This is a genomic window from Saprospiraceae bacterium, from assembly GCA_026129545.1.
In the GTDB taxonomy this organism is placed as follows: Bacteria; Bacteroidota; Bacteroidia; order Chitinophagales; family Saprospiraceae; genus M3007.
This window is the reverse complement of record JAHCHX010000001.1, coordinates 976,328-994,869: the sequence shown is the minus strand read 5'-3', so window position 1 is coordinate 994,869 and position 18,542 is coordinate 976,328. Positions and strand designations below refer to the sequence as shown.

Genomic DNA, 18,542 nt, shown 5'->3' with positions numbered 1-18,542 from the left:
GCGATTTATGATTGTCTGATGGATGGGGATGGCGGCAAAGATAGTTGGGGGGAGACAAGGGTTCAAAGGTTTTGCGCGGGGAAGTTTTTGAGGCTATGGGGATTTGTTCGGGAGAGTGTTCAAAAGGACATGAATGGCATTGTTCGATTCGTGCGTGTGGGATGCTTGATAAAAAGGCTATGTTTGCAGCACACAATTTTTGATGATAGACTATGCGCTTTTTTCCGCTTTTGGCCCTTTTGATGGGCTTTTTTCCCGCTCTTGCTCAGGAACCCGGCAAACACGAACTCGCGCCGTGCGGCACGCCGCCCGGCCTCGACCCGTTCCTGTTGGAATACCTTGCGTACCCGGAGCAGTTCGTCGAGGAGCGTTCGTCGGACACGCTAAAATTGGGGGTTCAAATTCACTTGTTGGCTCGCGACAACGGTACGGGGCGTTTTTCGCCCGGCCAATTGCTGGATGCTTTTTGTCGCCTCAACCTCGATTTCGCCGACACGCGGATTCGACTGTATTTCAAAAACGAATGGAATTTGATTAACAACACGGGGTGGTATCAGCACCAAACCATCCCGCAGGGCATTGACATGATGCTGACCAACAATGTGGCAGGGGCGCTCAATAGTTATTTTGCCGCGAACGTGGCGGGCAATTGTGGTTACAATTTGCCTTACGCGGGCGTGGCGATGTCTCATGGCTGCTCGGGGCCAAACGACCACACTTGGGCACATGAGGTGGGGCACAACCTGTCGCTGCCCCACCCTTTCATAGGTTGGGAAGGCAAGGTGTACAGCTTCGCCAACCCAACGCCTGACACCTTGACATACGACTATACCTACTTCCACGACACGATTGACACGCAAATCCCGGCCCCGCTCGACACAGCATTGGTGGAGTATGTGGACGGGAGCAATTGCGCCGTCGCGGCGGACTTGATTTGCGACACCAAGCCAGATTATCTGAGTTACCGTTGGGATTGTGACAATCAGGGGAAGAGCTTGGTGCAGCAGAAAGACCCTACTGGCGCGACCTTCTTCTCGGATGGAACGTTGTTCATGTCTTACTCCTTCGACAAATGCGCCAACCGATTCTCCGACGAGCAAATCACGATTATGCGTGCTGCCTTGCTGAACAAAAAACCCGATTGGCTGACGAACGAGCAGCCACAAGGCGACATTGAGGACACGCCCACTTTGCTCGCTCCTATCGGGGGGCAGCTGTCGCCCACGGTGGGCACGGTGCTGCAATGGTCGTCGGTGCCCAACGCAACGCGCTATGTGGTGCAGCTGTCGCGCTTTTCCAACTTCAGTATTCGGGAATTGGATGTGGTGACATCCGACACTACTTGGGTCTTGGGCAATTTGGTAGCCAATCAGAACTACTACTGGCGTGTGCGCCCTTTCAACGATTGGTATGTCTGCACCACGCTCAGCCCTTCGGCTACTTTCAAATCGGCAGTCATCGTATCCACCTCGGCACCCGATGCCGAAGGCTGGCGCTGTTACCCGACGCTGCTTACGGCGGGTCAGCCGCTCACGATGGAGACGCCTTTGGGTTGGCTGCACCAATCGGTTCAGTACTCGGTGCATGATTCGATGGGGCGTATCGTTTGGCAGTCAAATCAGTTGGTCGGAAGTGACAGAACGCTGCTTCATCTGCCATCCGCTTCTTGGCCCGCAGGCACCTATCGTTTGGTGGTGCTGCATGAAGGAGGGGTGAAAACACTGCCGTTTGTTGTTGCGCGATGAGTAAAAAATGATATTTCATAAAAAAATGTCGCGGTTTGGCGCTTGTCTCAACTGACTTTGTTGAAATGTGGCGGCGAAAGCAGACATTTGCCTCGCGAACAAACACCTGTACCCAAATTTCCCGTCCAACTATTCAAACCTACTCTGTGTTCAATGCGAATCAAACTTTACCCCGCACTTTTGTTGTTGCTGGTCAATCTCTTGTCGAAAGATGCATTTGCGCAACATCCAATTTCCGAGACCGGCACGGGCTGTGGCTATACCGGGAAATCACCGTGGCTTGAATGGTATCAAGCAAACAGGGCGAACATCACCCAAGCCCGTGGCGACAATGACACGGCGTGGCTGTACGTCCCCATCACCATACATTTGGTAGGCACCAGTTTTGGAACAGGACACTACAAAATGGACCAAGCCTTGCGGGCGGTGTGCGAGATGAACGCTCAGTTTGCCGAAGGCCGGATTCGTTTTTATTTGATGCCGGGCGACCCCGTGCGCTATCACAACAACAGCGCGTGGAACGACCACCAATACTTTCCGGGCGGCGACGAAATGATAAATGCCAATAGGTTGCCCAATCGAATGAATGTGTTTGTGGTGTCGAACCCTGCGGGCAACTGCGGCTATGCTTGGCAAGACGCGATTGTGATTGGGGTCAATTGCTCCGGCCCCGGCAACACGGTATGGGCGCATGAGGCTGGCCATCATTTGTCGTTGCCGCACCCATTTGTGGGCTGGGAGGGTTTTTCTTGGAACTACACTCAACCCGCCCCCGCTGAAATATATGGCCACCCAGTGGAAAAAACGGACACCTCAAATTGCTACTTTTCCGCAGATGGCTTTTGCGACACGCGACCGGACTATCTGAACTATCGCTGGCCTTGCAACAGCGAGCAACAAAGCATCGTCATCCAACGCGACCCCGACGGGGTACAGTTCCGCTCCGACGCGACGCTTATCATGGGCTATGCTTATGATGCTTGCGCTTCCCGGTTCACCCCCGAGCAGATAGAGGCCATGCGTTCCAACATCTACTTTGAACATTCGCAGTATTTGCAAATTTTTGACCCACTGCCCGAAATTGATGACAACGCAACGGTGCATCTCATCAGCCCTGTGGACTCTCAGACTGTGCATTTCAAGGAAATCACTTTTACATGGGATACGGTGCCGGGTGCCACCATGTACAACCTTGAAATCGGGTTGGCGCCCAATTTCAACCCCAAAATGTATAATCAAGTCCACTACAACACTACCTCCGTGACGGTCACGGGTGGCATCCCCAACAATCGGGACATTTTGTGGCGGGTGCGGGCATATAGCGAGTGGGATGTGTGCCAACCCAACACCAATGCCCAAATAGGTGTTTTCAAAACCAAGAACCTGACATCCACCAATGACTTGGAGCGTGTGGCCGTGGCTGAACTATCGCCCAACCCCGTTTCGGGCGGGCTGCCAGCGGTATTGAATGTATCCTCCGATGAGTACATTGAGGCTGTGCTCGCGGTACACGATGCGGCAGGTCGGCTGTGCCAGTCTCAAAACGTTCGACTTTCTCCCGGCGACAACCGCATCAACATTGCAACGGAAAGGCTCAACACGGGGATTTTTATCGTCTCGCTCCGCAACGAACGGGGAGCGTTGGTAAAACGCCTTGCTATCGCGGAGTAACGCCGTGCCGTGCGTCTTGTAAAAAGAAAAAAGAACCCAACTTTGAAGTCTTCCGATTCCGAGGCGGCGTTTTCTAACTTGATTCGCTAAGATTTGTCAGATGGGCATGATTGCTCTCCCTGATTTTGAGCAGATTGCGATTACATCTATGCCTAAAACTTGGCGGTGATAGGCATCGTTTATTTTTCCATTTTCCAACATGGGAGTCATCCGGCGGCAAAGCCTGAAACATTCTATCGTCAACTTCACGGGGTTGATTATTGGTGCGTTCAGCACTTTGTTCGTGTATCCTCATGCCTTGGAGGCGTACGGATTGGCGCAAGTGCTGCTCTCGGTTGGGATGATAGGGCTACCGCTGCTTTCCTTGGGGGCCAATACGGTCGCCATTCGGTTTTTTCCTCGTTTTGAAAATAAGGCATCGGGGCATCACGGTTTTTTGCCGCTCTTGTTGATGATGTGCGCGGCAGGTATATTGCTGTTTGTGGGAGTGGCAAGCCTTTTTTGGGGACCGTTGTCCGAGAGTCTGGCAGCAAAGGCGAGAGGAGGCTCGGCGCTGCTGTCGCAATACCTGTGGCTCTCGGTGCCTTTGGCTGCGCTGTATGTGACGGTGTCGGTAATGGGGCAGTATTCATTCAATTTCAAGCGCATCGTCGTTCCGTCCCTGCTTATTGATTTTTTCCCAAAAGTAGGCTTGCCGCTGCTGCTCATTGCTGTTTGGCAAGAATGGCTGTCGTTGGAGGCCGCGCTTGGGGGGTTGCTGCTGCTGTGGGTCTTTATCACGGGCGGCATGGTTTTTTATTTGCGCAGGCTTGGCGAGTGGTATATTCAGCCCGATTGGTCTTTTTTGTCGCCGGTCTTGCGCAAGGAATTGTGGCAATTTGTCGGCTTTGGCGCTTTGGGCGGCTTTGCCATGCAAATGGCTTCCAAGATTGACGTGTTCATGGTGGGTTCGGTGGGCACGTTGAATGCTGCGGGGATATATTCAATCGCCGCCTACATCGCAGCCGCCATTGATATTCCGACCAAAAGTTTGTTTTCGGCCAGCGTGTCGTCGGTGGCGAAATATGTGGCCGAAGGCAATCGCCCTGAGTTGGAGGGGCTTTACAAAAAGGTGTGTATCAATTTGTTGGTGGCGGGGTTGCTGCTTTTTGGGGCGGTCTGGATATCGGTTGACAGTCTTTTTCAAATTGTTCCGAACGGAGAGGAAGTGGCTGCGGGCAAGTATGTTTTGTGCCTCATCGGTTTGTCGCGCATTGTGGACATGAGTGCCGGGCTGAACAACTATATTGTCTATTACTCGCGCTATTACCTGTGGTCGTTGCTTTCCTTGGGGGTGTTGGCTGTGGCCAATGTGGCGCTCAATCTTTGGCTCATCCCCCGCATTGGCATGAACGGGGCCGCCATTGCCACGCTGGTGTCCGTTGTTTGTTACAATGTCGTCAACATGGTGTTGATTTGGCTCAAATTCAGGCTTTTCCCCTACACGCGCCAAGCCGTGCTGGCGGCAGGGATGGCATTGGGTGCTTTCGGATTGGCGCAGCTCATTCCTCACACTGGTTTTCCACTGCTCGATATTGCGCTGCGTTCTGGCGCTTATGTGCTGCTTTTGGGAGCACTGGTGCTACGCCTTCGAGTATCGCCCGACCTGAACGAGGGGCTGCGCGTTTTGAAAAACAACATCGCGTCTCGTTTGGAAAGGCGTTAGAGGGAAAGTGAAATCTTGCTGCCTCATTTTTGCGAAAAAACAAGCAACAAGGTGCTTTGCTCTGTGCCAACCACTCGGTCAACGCGCACAAAAACCCCGGGTTCCACTTCGTGGTCTTCCCCAAGCCTCATCTCTCTTCGATTTGCCTCTATGACATCTGCCCAAGCACGAAGCGGTGCCTGTTTTGGAGAAAACGAGCTGAGAAACACCAATTGTCGAGTGGCTTCTTTGAGCCAAAGCGTGTCGGGGTGCTTACTGTAATCACCCTGTACCGCAAATCGGTATTCTTGTCGGGTTTCCGTACATATGTCCTGATGTATTTCCAGCAAGACGTTGGTATCAAGCAAAAGACTCTCAAGGGAATATCGGCCCTCCACCTCAAAATTATATTGAAGAATATGAGGCAGTCCCGACTCGAAGATGGGTGAAGGTTTGTATTTGCAGGGCTTTTCTGTTTTGCAGGCGAGCAGCAAAAACACGACAAGCGAGAAAAGACAAAGTGGGCTTTTTTTCATTTTACACCTTAATACGATTGATGTCCGTGATTTTGAGCAGAATGTGATTATAGCCATGTCAAAAAACTTTGCAAAGCGAGGTATTACATGGCAAAATAAAACGGATAGGCCGCAAAAGTAGATAGTTTTGCCCCGCGCCCAACCAACCGGGGCGATACAAAGTATATTCGATGATGTCTCTTCTTATCCGCAATATCAAAACCCTTGTGTTGGCAGAGCAAAACCCTCGCCGCTTGGTGAAAGGTGCCGACATGGCCGAGCTTCCCTTGTTGCACAATGCTTTTTTGCTCATTGAAAATGGGCGGATCGCCCGGTTTGGCCCCATGTCGGAATGTCCTGAAAGAGCCGAACAGGTACTAGACGCAAGGGGGCGATTGGTCTTCCCAAGTTGGTGCGATTCACACACGCACATCGTCTATGCCGCCAGCCGAGAAGAGGAATTTGTGGGCCGGATTCGCGGTCTTTCTTACGAGGAAATTGCCCAGCGTGGCGGCGGCATTCTCAATTCAGCACGGCGACTTCAAGCCGCTCCGGAGGACGACTTGTTTGAAAGCGCCTTGCGACGGCTTCACGAGGTGATTGGCTACGGCACGGGGGCCATTGAGATAAAAAGCGGATACGGGCTTACGGTGGAAAGCGAGCTCAAAATGCTCAGGGTGATACGCCGCCTTAAAGCGGTCAGCCCGATACCGATAAAAGCCACGTTTTTGGGTGCGCACGCCGTTCCGCTTGAGTACAAAGAACGCAGACAAGCCTACATTGACGTGATTGTCAATGAAATGCTACCGCAAGTGGCGGCTGAGGGACTGGCTGACTACTGCGACGTTTTTTGCGACAAGGGCTTTTTCAGCCCTGCGGAAACGGAACAAATACTACAGGCTGGCTGGCGCTATGGACTAAAGCCGAAGATACACGCCAATGAATTGGGATACACAGGCGGAGTGCAAGCGGGAGTGGCCAATCGCGCTATTTCGGTTGACCACCTTGAGTACACAGGCGATGCCGAAATCGAGGCTTTGAAACAAGGCGACACACTCCCCACCCTACTGCCTTCCTGTGCGTTTTTTCTCGGCATCCCCTACTCGCCCGCACGAAAAATGATAGACGCAGGTTTGCCCGTCGTATTGGCAAGCGACTACAACCCGGGGTCTTCCCCGTCTGGAAAAATGTCGTTCGTGGTGTCGTTGGCTTGCATCAAAATGAAGATGTTGCCGGAAGAAGCCATCCATGCCGCTACCCTCAATGGGGCAAAGGCCATGGAACTGGAAACTGAGCTTGGCAGCATTGCTGTCGGGAAAATGGCAAATGTGTTCATTTCCGCCCCGATTTCGTCGTTAGCCGTCGTGCCATATTCTTTTGGCAGCAATCTTGTTGAGACGGTGGTTCTTCAAGGCAAAGTATGGGAGCCGCCGGTTCGGCAATAAAAAAAGTTAAGGTCGCGTTTTGGGGCGACTACCGGACGGCGGCTTTTTTTAAACATTTATTTTGCATCAATATGTTGGAGAGACGGTTCTTCCCTACTTTTGCGCCCACTGTCCCGGAACTGGTTGCGCAATAATCCCTTTCCTTCCCCCAACAAGTGTTAAAACCGCCCGCCGCAGACAGCATGAATCCCCCAATCTGCATCATGCACTTGTTTTTTCAAATCCCGTTTTCTCGAACATATCCATCAACCTTTGTTAAAATTTTTTACTCACGCAATGCACAAGTTTCTAATCCTGCTCGTCGTGTGCTTCATTGGCACAGCTGCACTTGTTCACGCCCAGGTTCCTCAGGTAATCTCAGTTGCTCCTTTTCAATTCGACCCAACTGCCGTCTCGCTAACGCCCGATGCGCCATGCAATGCCGCAGGCACTTTCACGCTTGGCCCCTTCGTCGGGCAAAGCAACGACACTTCTCTTGACACGATTTACCTGTGTGAAGGCGACCAAATCTCTATCATTCACAATGGCGATTTTAATCTGGCTGGCGACCCCGTGCCTGCCACGCCGCCGGGTATTGCTTGGGCCTTTTACACCTGCAAACCAACTGTGGCTGGCGACAGTTACCAAACCTTGCTGGCCAATGAGCCTTGTTTCTTGATAGGCTCGACTGGCAACCCAGTTTTTGCCTTTGGACAGCCCAACGGTAATATCACCTTCCTAAACAACGGCCTTTTGCAAAACACCTTCAACGGTGGCCAACCTGTTTCTTTCTTCTTCGCACCCATCACGGTTGACAACTTTGACCCCAACCAGACGTATGAAAGCAGCATAGTGGGGGCGCCGCCCGGCCCTTGTGTCAACGTCAACATCGCTGCTGCTTTTCAGGTGGTGTATTTGAATGCCATCAAGGAGAGTGGCGTGTCCAACAACTTTGGGAATGACTGCCTCGGCAAGTTCCGCGTCAGCGGTGGCCTGCCACAGTGGAACCCCAGTTCGCGCTACACCATTGATATTTCATTGGCAAGCGACCCGACCGTGAAGGCGTTGATTCACAACAGCAGCAGCCAGATAGGCAATAACGCGGACGTGTTTTTCTCTGTGTCGCAGCCCGGCATTTATACCGTCACTATCGAAGATGGAAAAAGCTGCGGCCACACGTTCCAGATAAATATGTCAGGTTGCAATCCGAGCGACAACGCCACTATTGCCCAGCCCGACACCATTTCCCCTCCCAACTCTCAAATCTGTATCCCGCTGACCGTTCAGAATTTTCAGGTGGTGGGCGCTTCTTTTTCCATCAATTGGGACCCGACCATACTTGAATATAACGGTGTGCAAAATCCGAGCGACTCAATCGGCTCTGTTTTCGACCTCAACAACTTGAACATACAATTGACCAACCAAGGGAGACTGGGTTTTGTGATTTACAACCAGTCTGATTTGGGCAAGGTCATCAACATACCCAACGGAAATACTTTGGTCGAGGTTTGCTTCAATGTCATTGGCCCATTGGGTTCTTGCTCGCCCCTTACCGTGACGAGCAGCCCGACGGGTGTGAACATAGAAAACGCGACTGGCAACACGGTAGCCTTGACTGCCATACCCGGTCAGGTTTGCGTGGATTTTTTGCCGTTGACTATTTCGGCAGAGGTCATAAACCCTACCTGCTTCGGCGATGCCTCTATTCGGGTGACGGCTACTGGCGGCACTGCCCCTTATGATGTGATTATCAGAAGTTTGGGGACTGGGCCGACCTATTCAGGCAACATCCTCGCCGCTGGGGCATCGTTCACCCGAACGGGGGTTCAAAGTGGTTCTTGGGAGGTATGCGTGACTGATGCCAACAACGTAGAGGTATGCGATACGCTCGTCGTGGATGTTCCCATCATTGGTGCTTCGTTGGAAAACACCAAGCGGCCTACTTGTTTTAGCCTCACGGATGGTATCGTGACGGCCATTGTCTCTTTGAATGGTTCGGCAGTACCTAACCCGGGGCCTAATTTCACCTTCACATGGTCGCCACCTAACCCTGCTGGCAGTGTCCCGGTTTTCAACAACGCATCAGCAGGTGTGTATTCCGTGACCGTGACCGAGACCAATTCTGGCTGCACGGCTTTTGCCACTGGCACACTCGACCAACCGCAGAATCTTATCATTCCGAATGCTAATTTGCTCATCACACCCACTACCTGTTCTGGTGTCAACGATGGTGCCATTACGCTCACCCCGCTTGGTGGCACGCCTTTTCCCGGCATGGAGTACCTATACAATTGGGAGTATGTGTGCAATGTGAGCGACCCGCCAGCCCAATGGTCTTCTGGGCAAAGCAGCACGGTGCAAATAGATGGGCTAAACGACTGCACTTATTTCGTCACTATCACCGATGCGAATGGTTGCTCTGTCACCCGCGAGATAGATGTGACCACCGCCCGAAACGTGGATTTGCAAGTGACCAGCACCACACCTATATTTACTAATTGTTTCGGCGACAACACGGGGTCTATTTGTGTGCGTGTGGTGGAAACCCCCGCATCCGCTACCCCCAATTACTCTTTCTTTTGGCAACCGATTGGATTTCAGCAAAACACGGTCAGTCCTACCGAATCTTGCTATGATGACCTGCCTGCTGGCATTTACAGGGTGCTCGCCATTGATGCGATTGGATGCTTGGATACCATTACGGTGGAGGTTTTTTCGCCGGAGGCTTTCTTTCTCGACACGACGGTGTACCAGATACCCACCTGTACGTTCCAGAATAATGGTGCGCTAACGGTGCAGGGCTTTGGCGGCAATGGCTTCCCCAATGGCTACACTTATCTATGGAGTACCGGAGCAAGCGGCAGCTCTATTGCCAATCTCTCTCCGGGCGATTATTCTGTGACGGCAACCGACTTGAATGGTTGTGTGGACTCATTGTTCTTCACCTTGGAATTGCCACCTCCCCCTGTCATCACGCAGGTTGACTCTTTGCCCGTAAAATGCGGCAGCGATGGCAGCATCACCGTGGCCTCTCCAACAGGGGTAACATACACTTGGCAAACCCTTGACGGACAACTTGTTGGGAACACCTCTACCATTTCAGGCTTGCCGGGCGACACCTATATCGTGACCATCATGGACAATCAAGGGTGCACGACTTCCGACACTTTCACTTTGGCTCCCGTCACGCCCATGTCTTTCTCCGACACGAGCTTCACCGAACCTGCCTGCTTTGGCTACTCCGACGGTATCATAAGTGTAGGTGTGATGGATGGCAACCCAGCTTATCAGTATCTCTGGAACGCCGATTCATTGGGGCAAGGCACTTCTACCCTTATCAACATCCCCGCCGGAGACTACACGGTCACAGTAACCGATTTGGAGGGCTGCACATTGGTGGGCACCTTCACTTTGGGCCAGCCACCCGAAATCATCGTCACTTTTGGCACTCCCATGCCAACCTCTTGCTTCGGCGTTTGCGATGGCAGTGTGATTCCAACCGTAACTTACGCTGATGGCACGACTGCTGACTTCAATTTCGTGTGGTCGGATGGAGGCTTGGGCTCCATGCGCAATAACCTTTGCGCCGACACGGTGAATGTGATTGCCATTGACCCGAACAACTGCTTCGGAACAGACACCATCGTTATCCCGGGACCACCCGCTGTGGCTTTCGACACGCTCTACACCATTCCCACCACTTGTTTCGGCGGCGACGACGGCCAAGCCGTCGTGAACGGCGCAGGCGGCAACGGCGGACCGTTCACCTACATTTGGGAAAGCGGTTCGACGAGCGCCACCGCTACTGGGCTTGTGGCGCAAGAATACAATGTCACGATTACTGACAATAAAGGGTGTACCGGAGTGTTTACAGCCGAAGTGGGTCAACCCGACGAAATCATTGTTTTGCAAAACGGCGCGGAAACCGAGAATGTAAAATGTTTTGGTGGTGACGATGGCCGATTGGGCGTGATTGTCACCGGTGGCAACCCCGGCGGATACACTTATCAGTGGGTTGACCAAGACAGCATGACCGTGGGCAATATGCAAAATGAAGGAGGCTTAAAGGCGGGTGTTTACGCTGTCACCGTGACCGACCCGAAAGGATGCACTGGTGTGCTGCAAAACATGGTCATCACCGACCCGCCGCCCGTACAGGGGCAATATCTGCCTTTGGAATCGCTGTTGTGCTTTGGCGATGAGACCACCCTCTTCATTGACACCATTTTCGGCGGCTCTGGCGGGCCTTATCAGTTCAGCGTTGACTTTGGGGTGCTTTTGCCACCCAGTTTCCCTGTCTCAATTGGTGGTGGGGAGCATTTCATCACCTACTATGACCGCTTCAATTGTGAATTCACCGAGGTCATCAATGTGCAAGAGCCTGCACCGATATTGGTGGAATTCAACCCGCCGACTTGGGAAATTGAATTGGGTGATACTCTATACCAACTCAAACCGATTATTTCAGGCCCGGCATTGGACACTTTTGTATGGTCGCCTGCTGATTTGCTTCGAAATCCGTTTGACTTGCGGCCTTATGTCAACTCTTTCAACAATCAAACATACACCCTGACGGTCTTTGACGCAAACGGCTGTTCGGGTACTGGCTCTATCCTTATCGAAGTGGACCCCAACCGCAACGTCTATGTGCCCAACGTTTTCAAACCGGGCAACACGGGTGGCGAAAACGATTTCTTCTACCCCATCGTTGGATTGGGCGTGGAAAAAGTCAACTATATGCGGGTCTATGACCGCTGGGGCACGCTGATGTATGAACGCAACGACTTTTACCCCAACCCCGATGTGTTGGCTCAAGGTTGGGATGGGCGATATAGGGGGCAATATGTCAATCCTGCGGTGTTTGTGTATGTCATGGAGGTCAAATTCCTTGACGGCAAGGTGTTGACCTATCGCGGCGACGTGACAGTGGTTCGATAGTTGCAGGCCCCGGTTTTACGAATAGGAAGAGCCATCCCACCTTACAGGGATGGCTCTTTTTTTATGATGCCAAATGCGCTCTATCTCAAAAAAGCAGAGCGGTGTGGCAACAACATTTTATTTTGCAGCAAAAAACGGACTATGTTGCGTCAATTCTTTTTGCTGTTTGCACTATTTGCGTTTGCGGCCTGCGCCACCGACAAGCATTTGCGTCAAGCCCAAAAAATACTCGCCGACACCCCGGTGGTGGACACCCATATAGATTTTCCATGGCATTTGGTGGAAACTGGGAAATGGCACAAACCCGGCTACACCGCGTTTGCCTTGAAAAATCCAGCAGGTGACTTTGATTTTGAAAGGGCAAAAAAGGGCGGGCTTTATGGCGCTTTCATGTCAATATACATACCTGCTCGCTATCAAGCAGAACCGGGACGCTCTAAACAAGTGGCCGATTCATTGATAGATGTGGTCTATGCGATGGGAAGAGACTACCCTGATAGGTTTGCGCTTGCAACAAATGCCAACGACGTGCTGCGCAATTTTAAAAAGGGCATCGTGTCGCTTCCAATGGGCATGGAAAACGGCTCGCCCATCGAGACGCTCGCCGACGTGGCTTATTTTCACCAGCGCGGCATTCGCTATGTCACGCTGGCACATAGCCGCGACAATCAAATTTGCGACTCCTCCTACGACACGCTCAGAACCCACGGCGGCCTGAGCGAGTATGGCCGCGAGGTGGTGCGAGAAATGAACCGCGTGGGCATCATGGTGGATGTCAGCCACCTTTCGGATGATGCGATTTGGGATATTTTGAAAATATCGAAAAAACCACTCATCGCCACGCATTCAGCCTGCCGCCATTTCACGCCCAACTTTGAGCGCAACCTGCCGGACACGCTCATCAAGGCCATCGCGCAAACTAACGGGGTGATTCAAGTGCCATTTAGCCACTATTTCTTGAGCACCCGCGCCAGAGAGGTTTTCAAGAATGCAGAGGAAGCATTGAAGAAAAAAGGGCTGTCCGAGAAGTCGCCAGAGGGCCGCGCTTTCATGCGACAACAACTGGTGCTTGGCGGCATAACGGTCCGCGATGTGGCAGACCATATTGACCATGTCAAAAACTTGGTCGGGATAGACTTTGTAGGGCTGGGTGGCGACTTTGATGGCGTGGGTCTCGCGTTGCCACCCGATTTGGCGGATGTGAGTATGTATCCGAACCTGCTCGCCGAATTGCTGCGACGGGGGTATTCCCGACAGGATATCAAAAAGATATGTCACGAGAACGTTTTGAGGGTGTGGAAGGCTAATGAGTAAAAAAGGAAACGCCCAGTATGCACAAAGCTTACTGGGCGTTTTTTTATGAATCAAGGATTCCCAATCAGGCATCCGTTTTTTTGGTGCGCTTGGCTTTCGGCTTCTTTTCGGCTGCATCCTCTTCGACGACGGTCTTCGCGCTCTCCAACTCATCACCGACAGACTTGTGAACCACGTCGTCTATGATGCCCTTCGCGCTCTCCAACTCATCGCCGACAGACTTGTGAACCACGTCGTCTATGATGCCCTTCGCGCTCTCCAACTCGTCGCCGACAGACTTGTGAACCACGTCGTCTATGATACCCTTCGCGCTCTCCAACTCGTCGCCGACAGACTTGTGAACCACGTCGTCTATGATGCCCTTCGCGCTCTCCAACTCGTCGCCGACAGACTTGTGAACCACGTCGTCTATGATGCCCTTCGCGCTCTCCAACTCGTCGCCGACAGACTTGTGAACCACGTCGTCTATGATGATGCCAGCCTTTTTATCGGCATCAGCTTCTTCGTTTCCTTTTTTCACCGCTTCCAAAACATCTTCCACCACGTCGGAGGCTTTTTTCATCACCTCATCTGCGATGTCTTCCGCCTTTTCCATCGCCACAGAGGCTACGGCTTTGACTGAATCGAGCGCATCCATCAAAACATCGCCGAGCACAGTGCCTGCTGCTTCAATAAATTCGCCCGTTTCTTCCGTGGTTGAGGGGGCATTGGGCCTTGTCTTGATTTGCGCGGCGATTTCAGATTTTGCCTTTTCTTTGGCCGCTTCGATTTTTTTCCGCTCCTCATCTTTTTCTGCCTTACGGGCCTCTTTGTCCTTTGCCAACTCCAGCTGGCGCTGCACATCGTCGCGCACTTGGGTGAGTTCCGCCAATTTCTCGCGCTTGGATGCCAAGCGGTCTTCAATCATTTTGATTTTGGCGATGCGTATTTGCGCCTCGAGCTGCCCCTCGCTTGTGTTTACCTTTTTGTGCTGGAAAGCGAGCTCTTCCTCGTCGCGCCGCACATTGTCCGCCATGCGCTTGATGGCCTCGTTGAGGCCGGCGATGCGGCGAGCATTGCGCTCGACCAATGAGACTTCGTTGACCGACGGTCCGAATTTGCGGTTTTTCGCTTTTTTGAATGCGGCATCCAAGCGATTCCACAGTTGGTTGCGGTGTTCGTTGGTCATCTGCACGTCGCGGTAGCGGCGCTGCAACTGTTTGAGTTCTTCCAACACACTATTGATTCTTTGGCCACCAGCCTCTATGCGGGCTTCGATGTCGGTCAATGTTTTGTTGAACTCGTCGAACACAGATTGAGATGCGGCCGCGAACTCGCTATTGACGCGCGAGCGGATTTTTTTCAACTCCTCAAAAAGTGCATTGATATTGTCGCGCAAATTGTCGGCATGCTCGCGGTAAAGATTGCGTTCCCGGCTTTGGGTTTGCACTTTGTCCCAGAATGACCTCAGCCCTTGAAAAATTTTGTTGTCGTAGGAGGTCAATGCCTCGATTTTTTCTTTGAACTCTGCCAGCTCTTGTTGGTAGGTTTCGTGGAGTTTGGAGGATAGTACGGCAAACTGCCACTCGGTCTGTGCTCGAGAGACAATGTCTGTCCGGTCTGTTTTGATGTCGTCGGGCAAAAGCGTTTCGGTGATGCTGAGCGGACGTTCGATGGCGGTGTGACCTTCTGGAAAGGCCACTTCTTTCCCACTGCGCCACTGGTTCATTATTTTGTTCACGAAGTCATCGGTGGCAATGGCTAATGGGAACGTGTAAAGCATTACTTTGCTGTTATCTGCTTTAAGTTCCAGAGCAATCAGGATTTTTTCGTCGTCGGCGTTGGTTCCCCAAACTACTACTTTGTTCTTCATTTCTTGCTGTTGGCTGTAACTGTTGGCTTTTGGCCTTGAGTTGGTTTGGCAATCGGCGGCAAAATTATGCCGCAGTCGCAGTTTTTTTCACTTTTAATTTCAAAATCCCCTGTGCGAGCAAGTATTCTGCGATTTGAACGGCATTGGTAGCAGCCCCTTTTCGCAAATTATCGGACACCACCCACATATTCAGGGTATTGGGTTGGCTTTCGTCGCGGCGCAATCGTCCCACAAAGACATCATCTTTGTCGTGGGCAAAGAGCGGCATGGGGTATTGCAGTTCGGCAGGGTTGTCCGTCAGCACCACGCCCGGCGCGTGAGATAGGATGCGGCGCACTTCGTCCAAGTCGAAGTCGCGCTCAAATTCGACGTTGACCGACTCCGAGTGCCCGCCAATGACTGGCACACGCACTGTGGTGGCAGTGACCCGAATCGAATCGTCGCCCATGATTTTTTTGGTTTCGTTCACCATCTTCATCTCTTCCTTGGTGTAGCCATTTTCGGTAAACACATCAATGTGAGGCAACAAATTGAGGTCAATTTGGTAAGGATAGGCGCGTGTGCCGGGCTTGCCCTTGCGCTCGCTCATCAACTGGTCAACGGCCTTCACGCCTGTGCCGGTGACGCTTTGGTAGGTGCTGACCACCACGCGCTTGATTTTGTACTTATCGTGCAAAGGCTTGAGCGCCACCACCATTTGAATGGTGGAGCAGTTCGGGTTGGCGATGATTTTGTCTTTTTTCGTCAACACTTGGGCATTCACCTCCGGTACCACCAGTTTCTTTTCGGGGTCCATGCGCCACGCCGAGGAATTGTCAATGACGACCGTGCCTTGCTCCGCAAACTTCGGTGCCCATTCCTTCGAAACGCTGCCACCAGCTGAGAAAATGGCTACGTCGGGCTTTTTGGCCACCGCCGCTTCCAAGCCGATTATCTTGTATCTTTTGCCGCGAAATTTGACTGTCTTGCCTACCGAACGCTCGCTGGCGACCGGAAAAAGTTTGGTGACTGGGAAATTGCGCTCTTCGAGCACTTGCAACATTTTCGAGCCAACCAACCCGGTGGCACCGACAACTGCTACCTTCATGTTGTGAGTGAATTTGTTGAGTTGAGGATTTGTGTTATCGTCGCTTGATAGTCGGCGCGTTCCTTTTGCTGGGAAAAAAATGCGCGCCACCCGATTTTTTATGCCCGCAAAGGTAGAAAACCCAAAAGGCAAGGCTCAAAAATTATCTAATTTTGCCTCGTTCAAAAAAACCACGCCTATCCTTCTCAACAATACAGCGCAAATGCTTTATCGAATCCACAAAGAGGGCCGCACCATCCTATTGACCGTATTGGTGGCCTTGGTCGTGCTGAACCTGACGTTCTGGAAGTTTCTCCCGATGGCGTTCTGGATTTTTCTGGCGCTATCGGTCGTTTTTTATCTGATTGTGCTTCAATTTTTTAGAAACCCCGTGCGCGAGATAATGGTCGCTGACAACAGCATCGTCTATGCGCCAGCGGATGGACGAATATGCGTCATAGAGGAAGTCTACGAAGCCGAATACTTCAAGGAAAAGCGCCTGCAAGTTTCCATTTTCATGTCTCCGTTCAACGTACACGTCAATCGAAACCCGGTGAGCGGAGTGGTCAATTATTTTCGTTATCACCCGGGCAAATATCTGGTGGCTTGGCATCCCAAAAGCAGCACCGAAAACGAGCGCACCACCGTCGTGTATGACATGGGCAAAGGCAAGATACTGATGCGCCAAATTGCGGGAGCCTTGGCCAAGCGCATCAAATGGTATGTCCAAGAAGGCGACCAAGTGCGGCAAGGCCAAGACATGGGTTTTATCAAATTCGGCTCCCGCGTGGACTTGTTCTTGCCATTGAACGCCAAAATCGAAGTAGCCATGAACCAACAAGTAAAAGGCAATCTGACCGTGGTGGCCCGCCTGTGACATCCCCGCACTCAAACCCGATTTTTTCACATAAAACAAACATATACAACGCCATGAGAAAATCTATCCCTCTTTTTTCACTGCTCCTAATCCCCATGCTGGCCACCGCGCAGAAATGTGTCGAATTGTACGACTACTTCAAAGAAGGCATTACCCTTGAATACACCAACTACGACAAAAAAGGCAAAGCCGAAATGGTGACGACCCAAAAAGTGACCAGCCTGACGGAAAACGCCGATACGCTCATTGCCACCATCGGCGCCTCCGCCGTCAACGAGAAAGGCAAAGACCTGTACAGCAACGTTTTCCCCATCAAATGCCACGAGGGGGTGATTTACATGGATATGCGCTCGCTCGTGCCTCCCCAACAAAATGCAGGTCAGTCGCCCGATATGCAGATGGAAATCAAAAGCAACGATTTGATATTCCCCGCGGATATGAAGCCCGGCCAGTCGTTGCCTGATAGCGAGATGGAACTGACCGTTCGGATGGGCGGCCTGCAAATCATGAACAACAAATACTACATCAAGAACCGCAAGGTGGAAGCAGAGGAAAACGTGACCACCCCGGCCGGCACATACAAGTGCCTGAAAATCAGCTACGATTTTGAATTCAAAATGTTGGGCACTCGCACCTATCGCACCGAATACTGGTATTCTCAAGCAGTGGGCATGGTGAAATCAATCAACTACGACAAGAAAGGAAATGTGGAAAGCCGGACAGAACTGACCAAATTCAGCCAATAACCCATTCAGCGATTCTCGCTTTGTCGGGCTTTGAGGTGTCATCCTATAAGAATGGAGGGGTGACATCTCAAAAACTGGTCGAGATGTCACCTTTTTTGTTCCTCAAAAGATGACACCTCTTACAAACCGAGCATAGCCGTAACCCATTAACACCCGTTTAAGATTTGGGCAATGAAACCCTCGGCACATCGAATGGTCTAACGGCCGTTCCTTCTCAAAAAAAGGGAATTTTTTCAGACATGAAACTACGAATCTTGTTCAAATCGCTCCCCTCGCTCCTATTGGCTTTGTTTTCTTTCGTGGCGCTGCACGCTCAGACCGAAAAGCCATCACCCTCAAAAGATGCCAGAGCCAACATGGCTGAGCGCCGCCAAAGCAACGCGGACGAACTCGCCAAGGAATTGAATCTTTCCGACGAGCAAAAAGCCAAACTCAACAAAATTGATGAGGATTTTGCGGCCAAGGCCAAAGCCTCCCGCGAGGCAAACAAAGAAAACGCGCAGCAAATGCGGGAAGAACGCATCAAGGCGTACAAATCAGTGATGACACCTGAGCAAGCCGCCAAGTATGACGAATACCGCGAAAAGAAAAAGGCAGAACACAAGCAAAAAAGCCAGCAAAGGCAAGAAAAACGAGCCAACAAGCCCAGAGGCAAGGCTGCGCCACAAAGACAATAAAGAGGCGGTTAAACACCACGAATGAGACCAATG

General features: G+C 51.8%; 12 protein-coding genes. 9 read left to right on the top strand and 3 right to left on the bottom strand.

Features of this window, described 5'->3' with window-relative positions; genetic code table 11:
• Nucleotides 1-212 precede the first annotated feature (212 nt).
• The 3 genes from KIS77_03515 (at nucleotide 213) to KIS77_03505 (ending at nucleotide 5,121) form a co-directional block, all read left to right on the top strand.
• Entirely contained in the window at nucleotides 213-1,745 is a 1,533-nt protein-coding gene (locus KIS77_03515; GenBank protein MCW5921386.1) for a hypothetical protein, read from the top strand.
• A 153-nt stretch (nucleotides 1,746-1,898) separates the two neighbouring features.
• Complete coding sequence (locus tag KIS77_03510; protein MCW5921385.1) at nucleotides 1,899-3,416, top strand: zinc-dependent metalloprotease; 1,518 nt, start codon at nucleotides 1,899-1,901, stop codon at nucleotides 3,414-3,416.
• 199 nt (nucleotides 3,417-3,615) lie between these two features.
• Complete coding sequence (locus tag KIS77_03505) at nucleotides 3,616-5,121, top strand: polysaccharide biosynthesis C-terminal domain-containing protein (GenBank protein ID MCW5921384.1); 1,506 nt, start codon at nucleotides 3,616-3,618, stop codon at nucleotides 5,119-5,121.
• Nucleotides 5,122-5,144: 23 nt separating this feature from the next.
• Here the strand turns inward: KIS77_03505 and KIS77_03500 are convergent, their stop codons facing one another.
• Entirely contained in the window at nucleotides 5,145-5,636 is a 492-nt protein-coding gene (locus KIS77_03500) for a hypothetical protein (protein ID MCW5921383.1), read from the bottom strand.
• 173 nt (nucleotides 5,637-5,809) lie between these two features.
• Between KIS77_03500 and hutI the strand changes: the two genes are divergently transcribed.
• The 3 genes from hutI to KIS77_03485 all read left to right on the top strand — a co-directional run bounded on the left by hutI (nucleotide 5,810) and on the right by KIS77_03485 (nucleotide 13,291).
• Entirely contained in the window at nucleotides 5,810-7,060 is a 1,251-nt protein-coding gene (hutI, locus tag KIS77_03495) for an imidazolonepropionase (protein ID MCW5921382.1), read from the top strand.
• A 276-nt stretch (nucleotides 7,061-7,336) separates the two neighbouring features.
• Nucleotides 7,337-11,977 carry a gliding motility-associated C-terminal domain-containing protein gene (locus tag KIS77_03490; protein ID MCW5921381.1) on the top strand — a complete coding sequence of 1,547 codons (4,641 nt, stop codon included), beginning with the start codon at nucleotides 7,337-7,339 and terminating at the stop codon, nucleotides 11,975-11,977.
• Nucleotides 11,978-12,118: 141 nt separating this feature from the next.
• Complete coding sequence (locus tag KIS77_03485; protein MCW5921380.1) at nucleotides 12,119-13,291, top strand: dipeptidase; 1,173 nt, start codon at nucleotides 12,119-12,121, stop codon at nucleotides 13,289-13,291.
• Nucleotides 13,292-13,355: 64 nt separating this feature from the next.
• On the opposite strand, the gene KIS77_03480 is transcribed toward KIS77_03485, so the two are convergent.
• Nucleotides 13,356-15,143: a hypothetical protein gene (locus KIS77_03480; protein ID MCW5921379.1), complete on the bottom strand. Its 1,788-nt coding sequence runs from the start codon at nucleotides 15,141-15,143 to the stop codon at nucleotides 13,356-13,358.
• A 64-nt stretch (nucleotides 15,144-15,207) separates the two neighbouring features.
• On the bottom strand, nucleotides 15,208-16,230 hold the full coding sequence (locus KIS77_03475) for an aspartate-semialdehyde dehydrogenase (GenBank protein MCW5921378.1): 1,023 nt from the start codon (nucleotides 16,228-16,230) through the stop codon (nucleotides 15,208-15,210).
• A gap of 202 nt (nucleotides 16,231-16,432) precedes the next feature.
• Between KIS77_03475 and KIS77_03470 the strand changes: the two genes are divergently transcribed.
• The 3 genes from KIS77_03470 (at nucleotide 16,433) to KIS77_03460 (ending at nucleotide 18,509) form a co-directional block, all read left to right on the top strand.
• Nucleotides 16,433-17,086, top strand: a complete 654-nt coding sequence (locus KIS77_03470; GenBank protein ID MCW5921377.1) for a phosphatidylserine decarboxylase family protein — start codon at nucleotides 16,433-16,435, stop codon at nucleotides 17,084-17,086.
• 53 nt (nucleotides 17,087-17,139) lie between these two features.
• On the top strand, nucleotides 17,140-17,832 hold the full coding sequence (locus KIS77_03465; GenBank protein MCW5921376.1) for a hypothetical protein: 693 nt from the start codon (nucleotides 17,140-17,142) through the stop codon (nucleotides 17,830-17,832).
• A 239-nt stretch (nucleotides 17,833-18,071) separates the two neighbouring features.
• Nucleotides 18,072-18,509: a hypothetical protein gene (locus KIS77_03460; GenBank protein ID MCW5921375.1), complete on the top strand. Its 438-nt coding sequence runs from the start codon at nucleotides 18,072-18,074 to the stop codon at nucleotides 18,507-18,509.
• The last annotated feature ends 33 nt before the right edge of the window (nucleotides 18,510-18,542 follow it).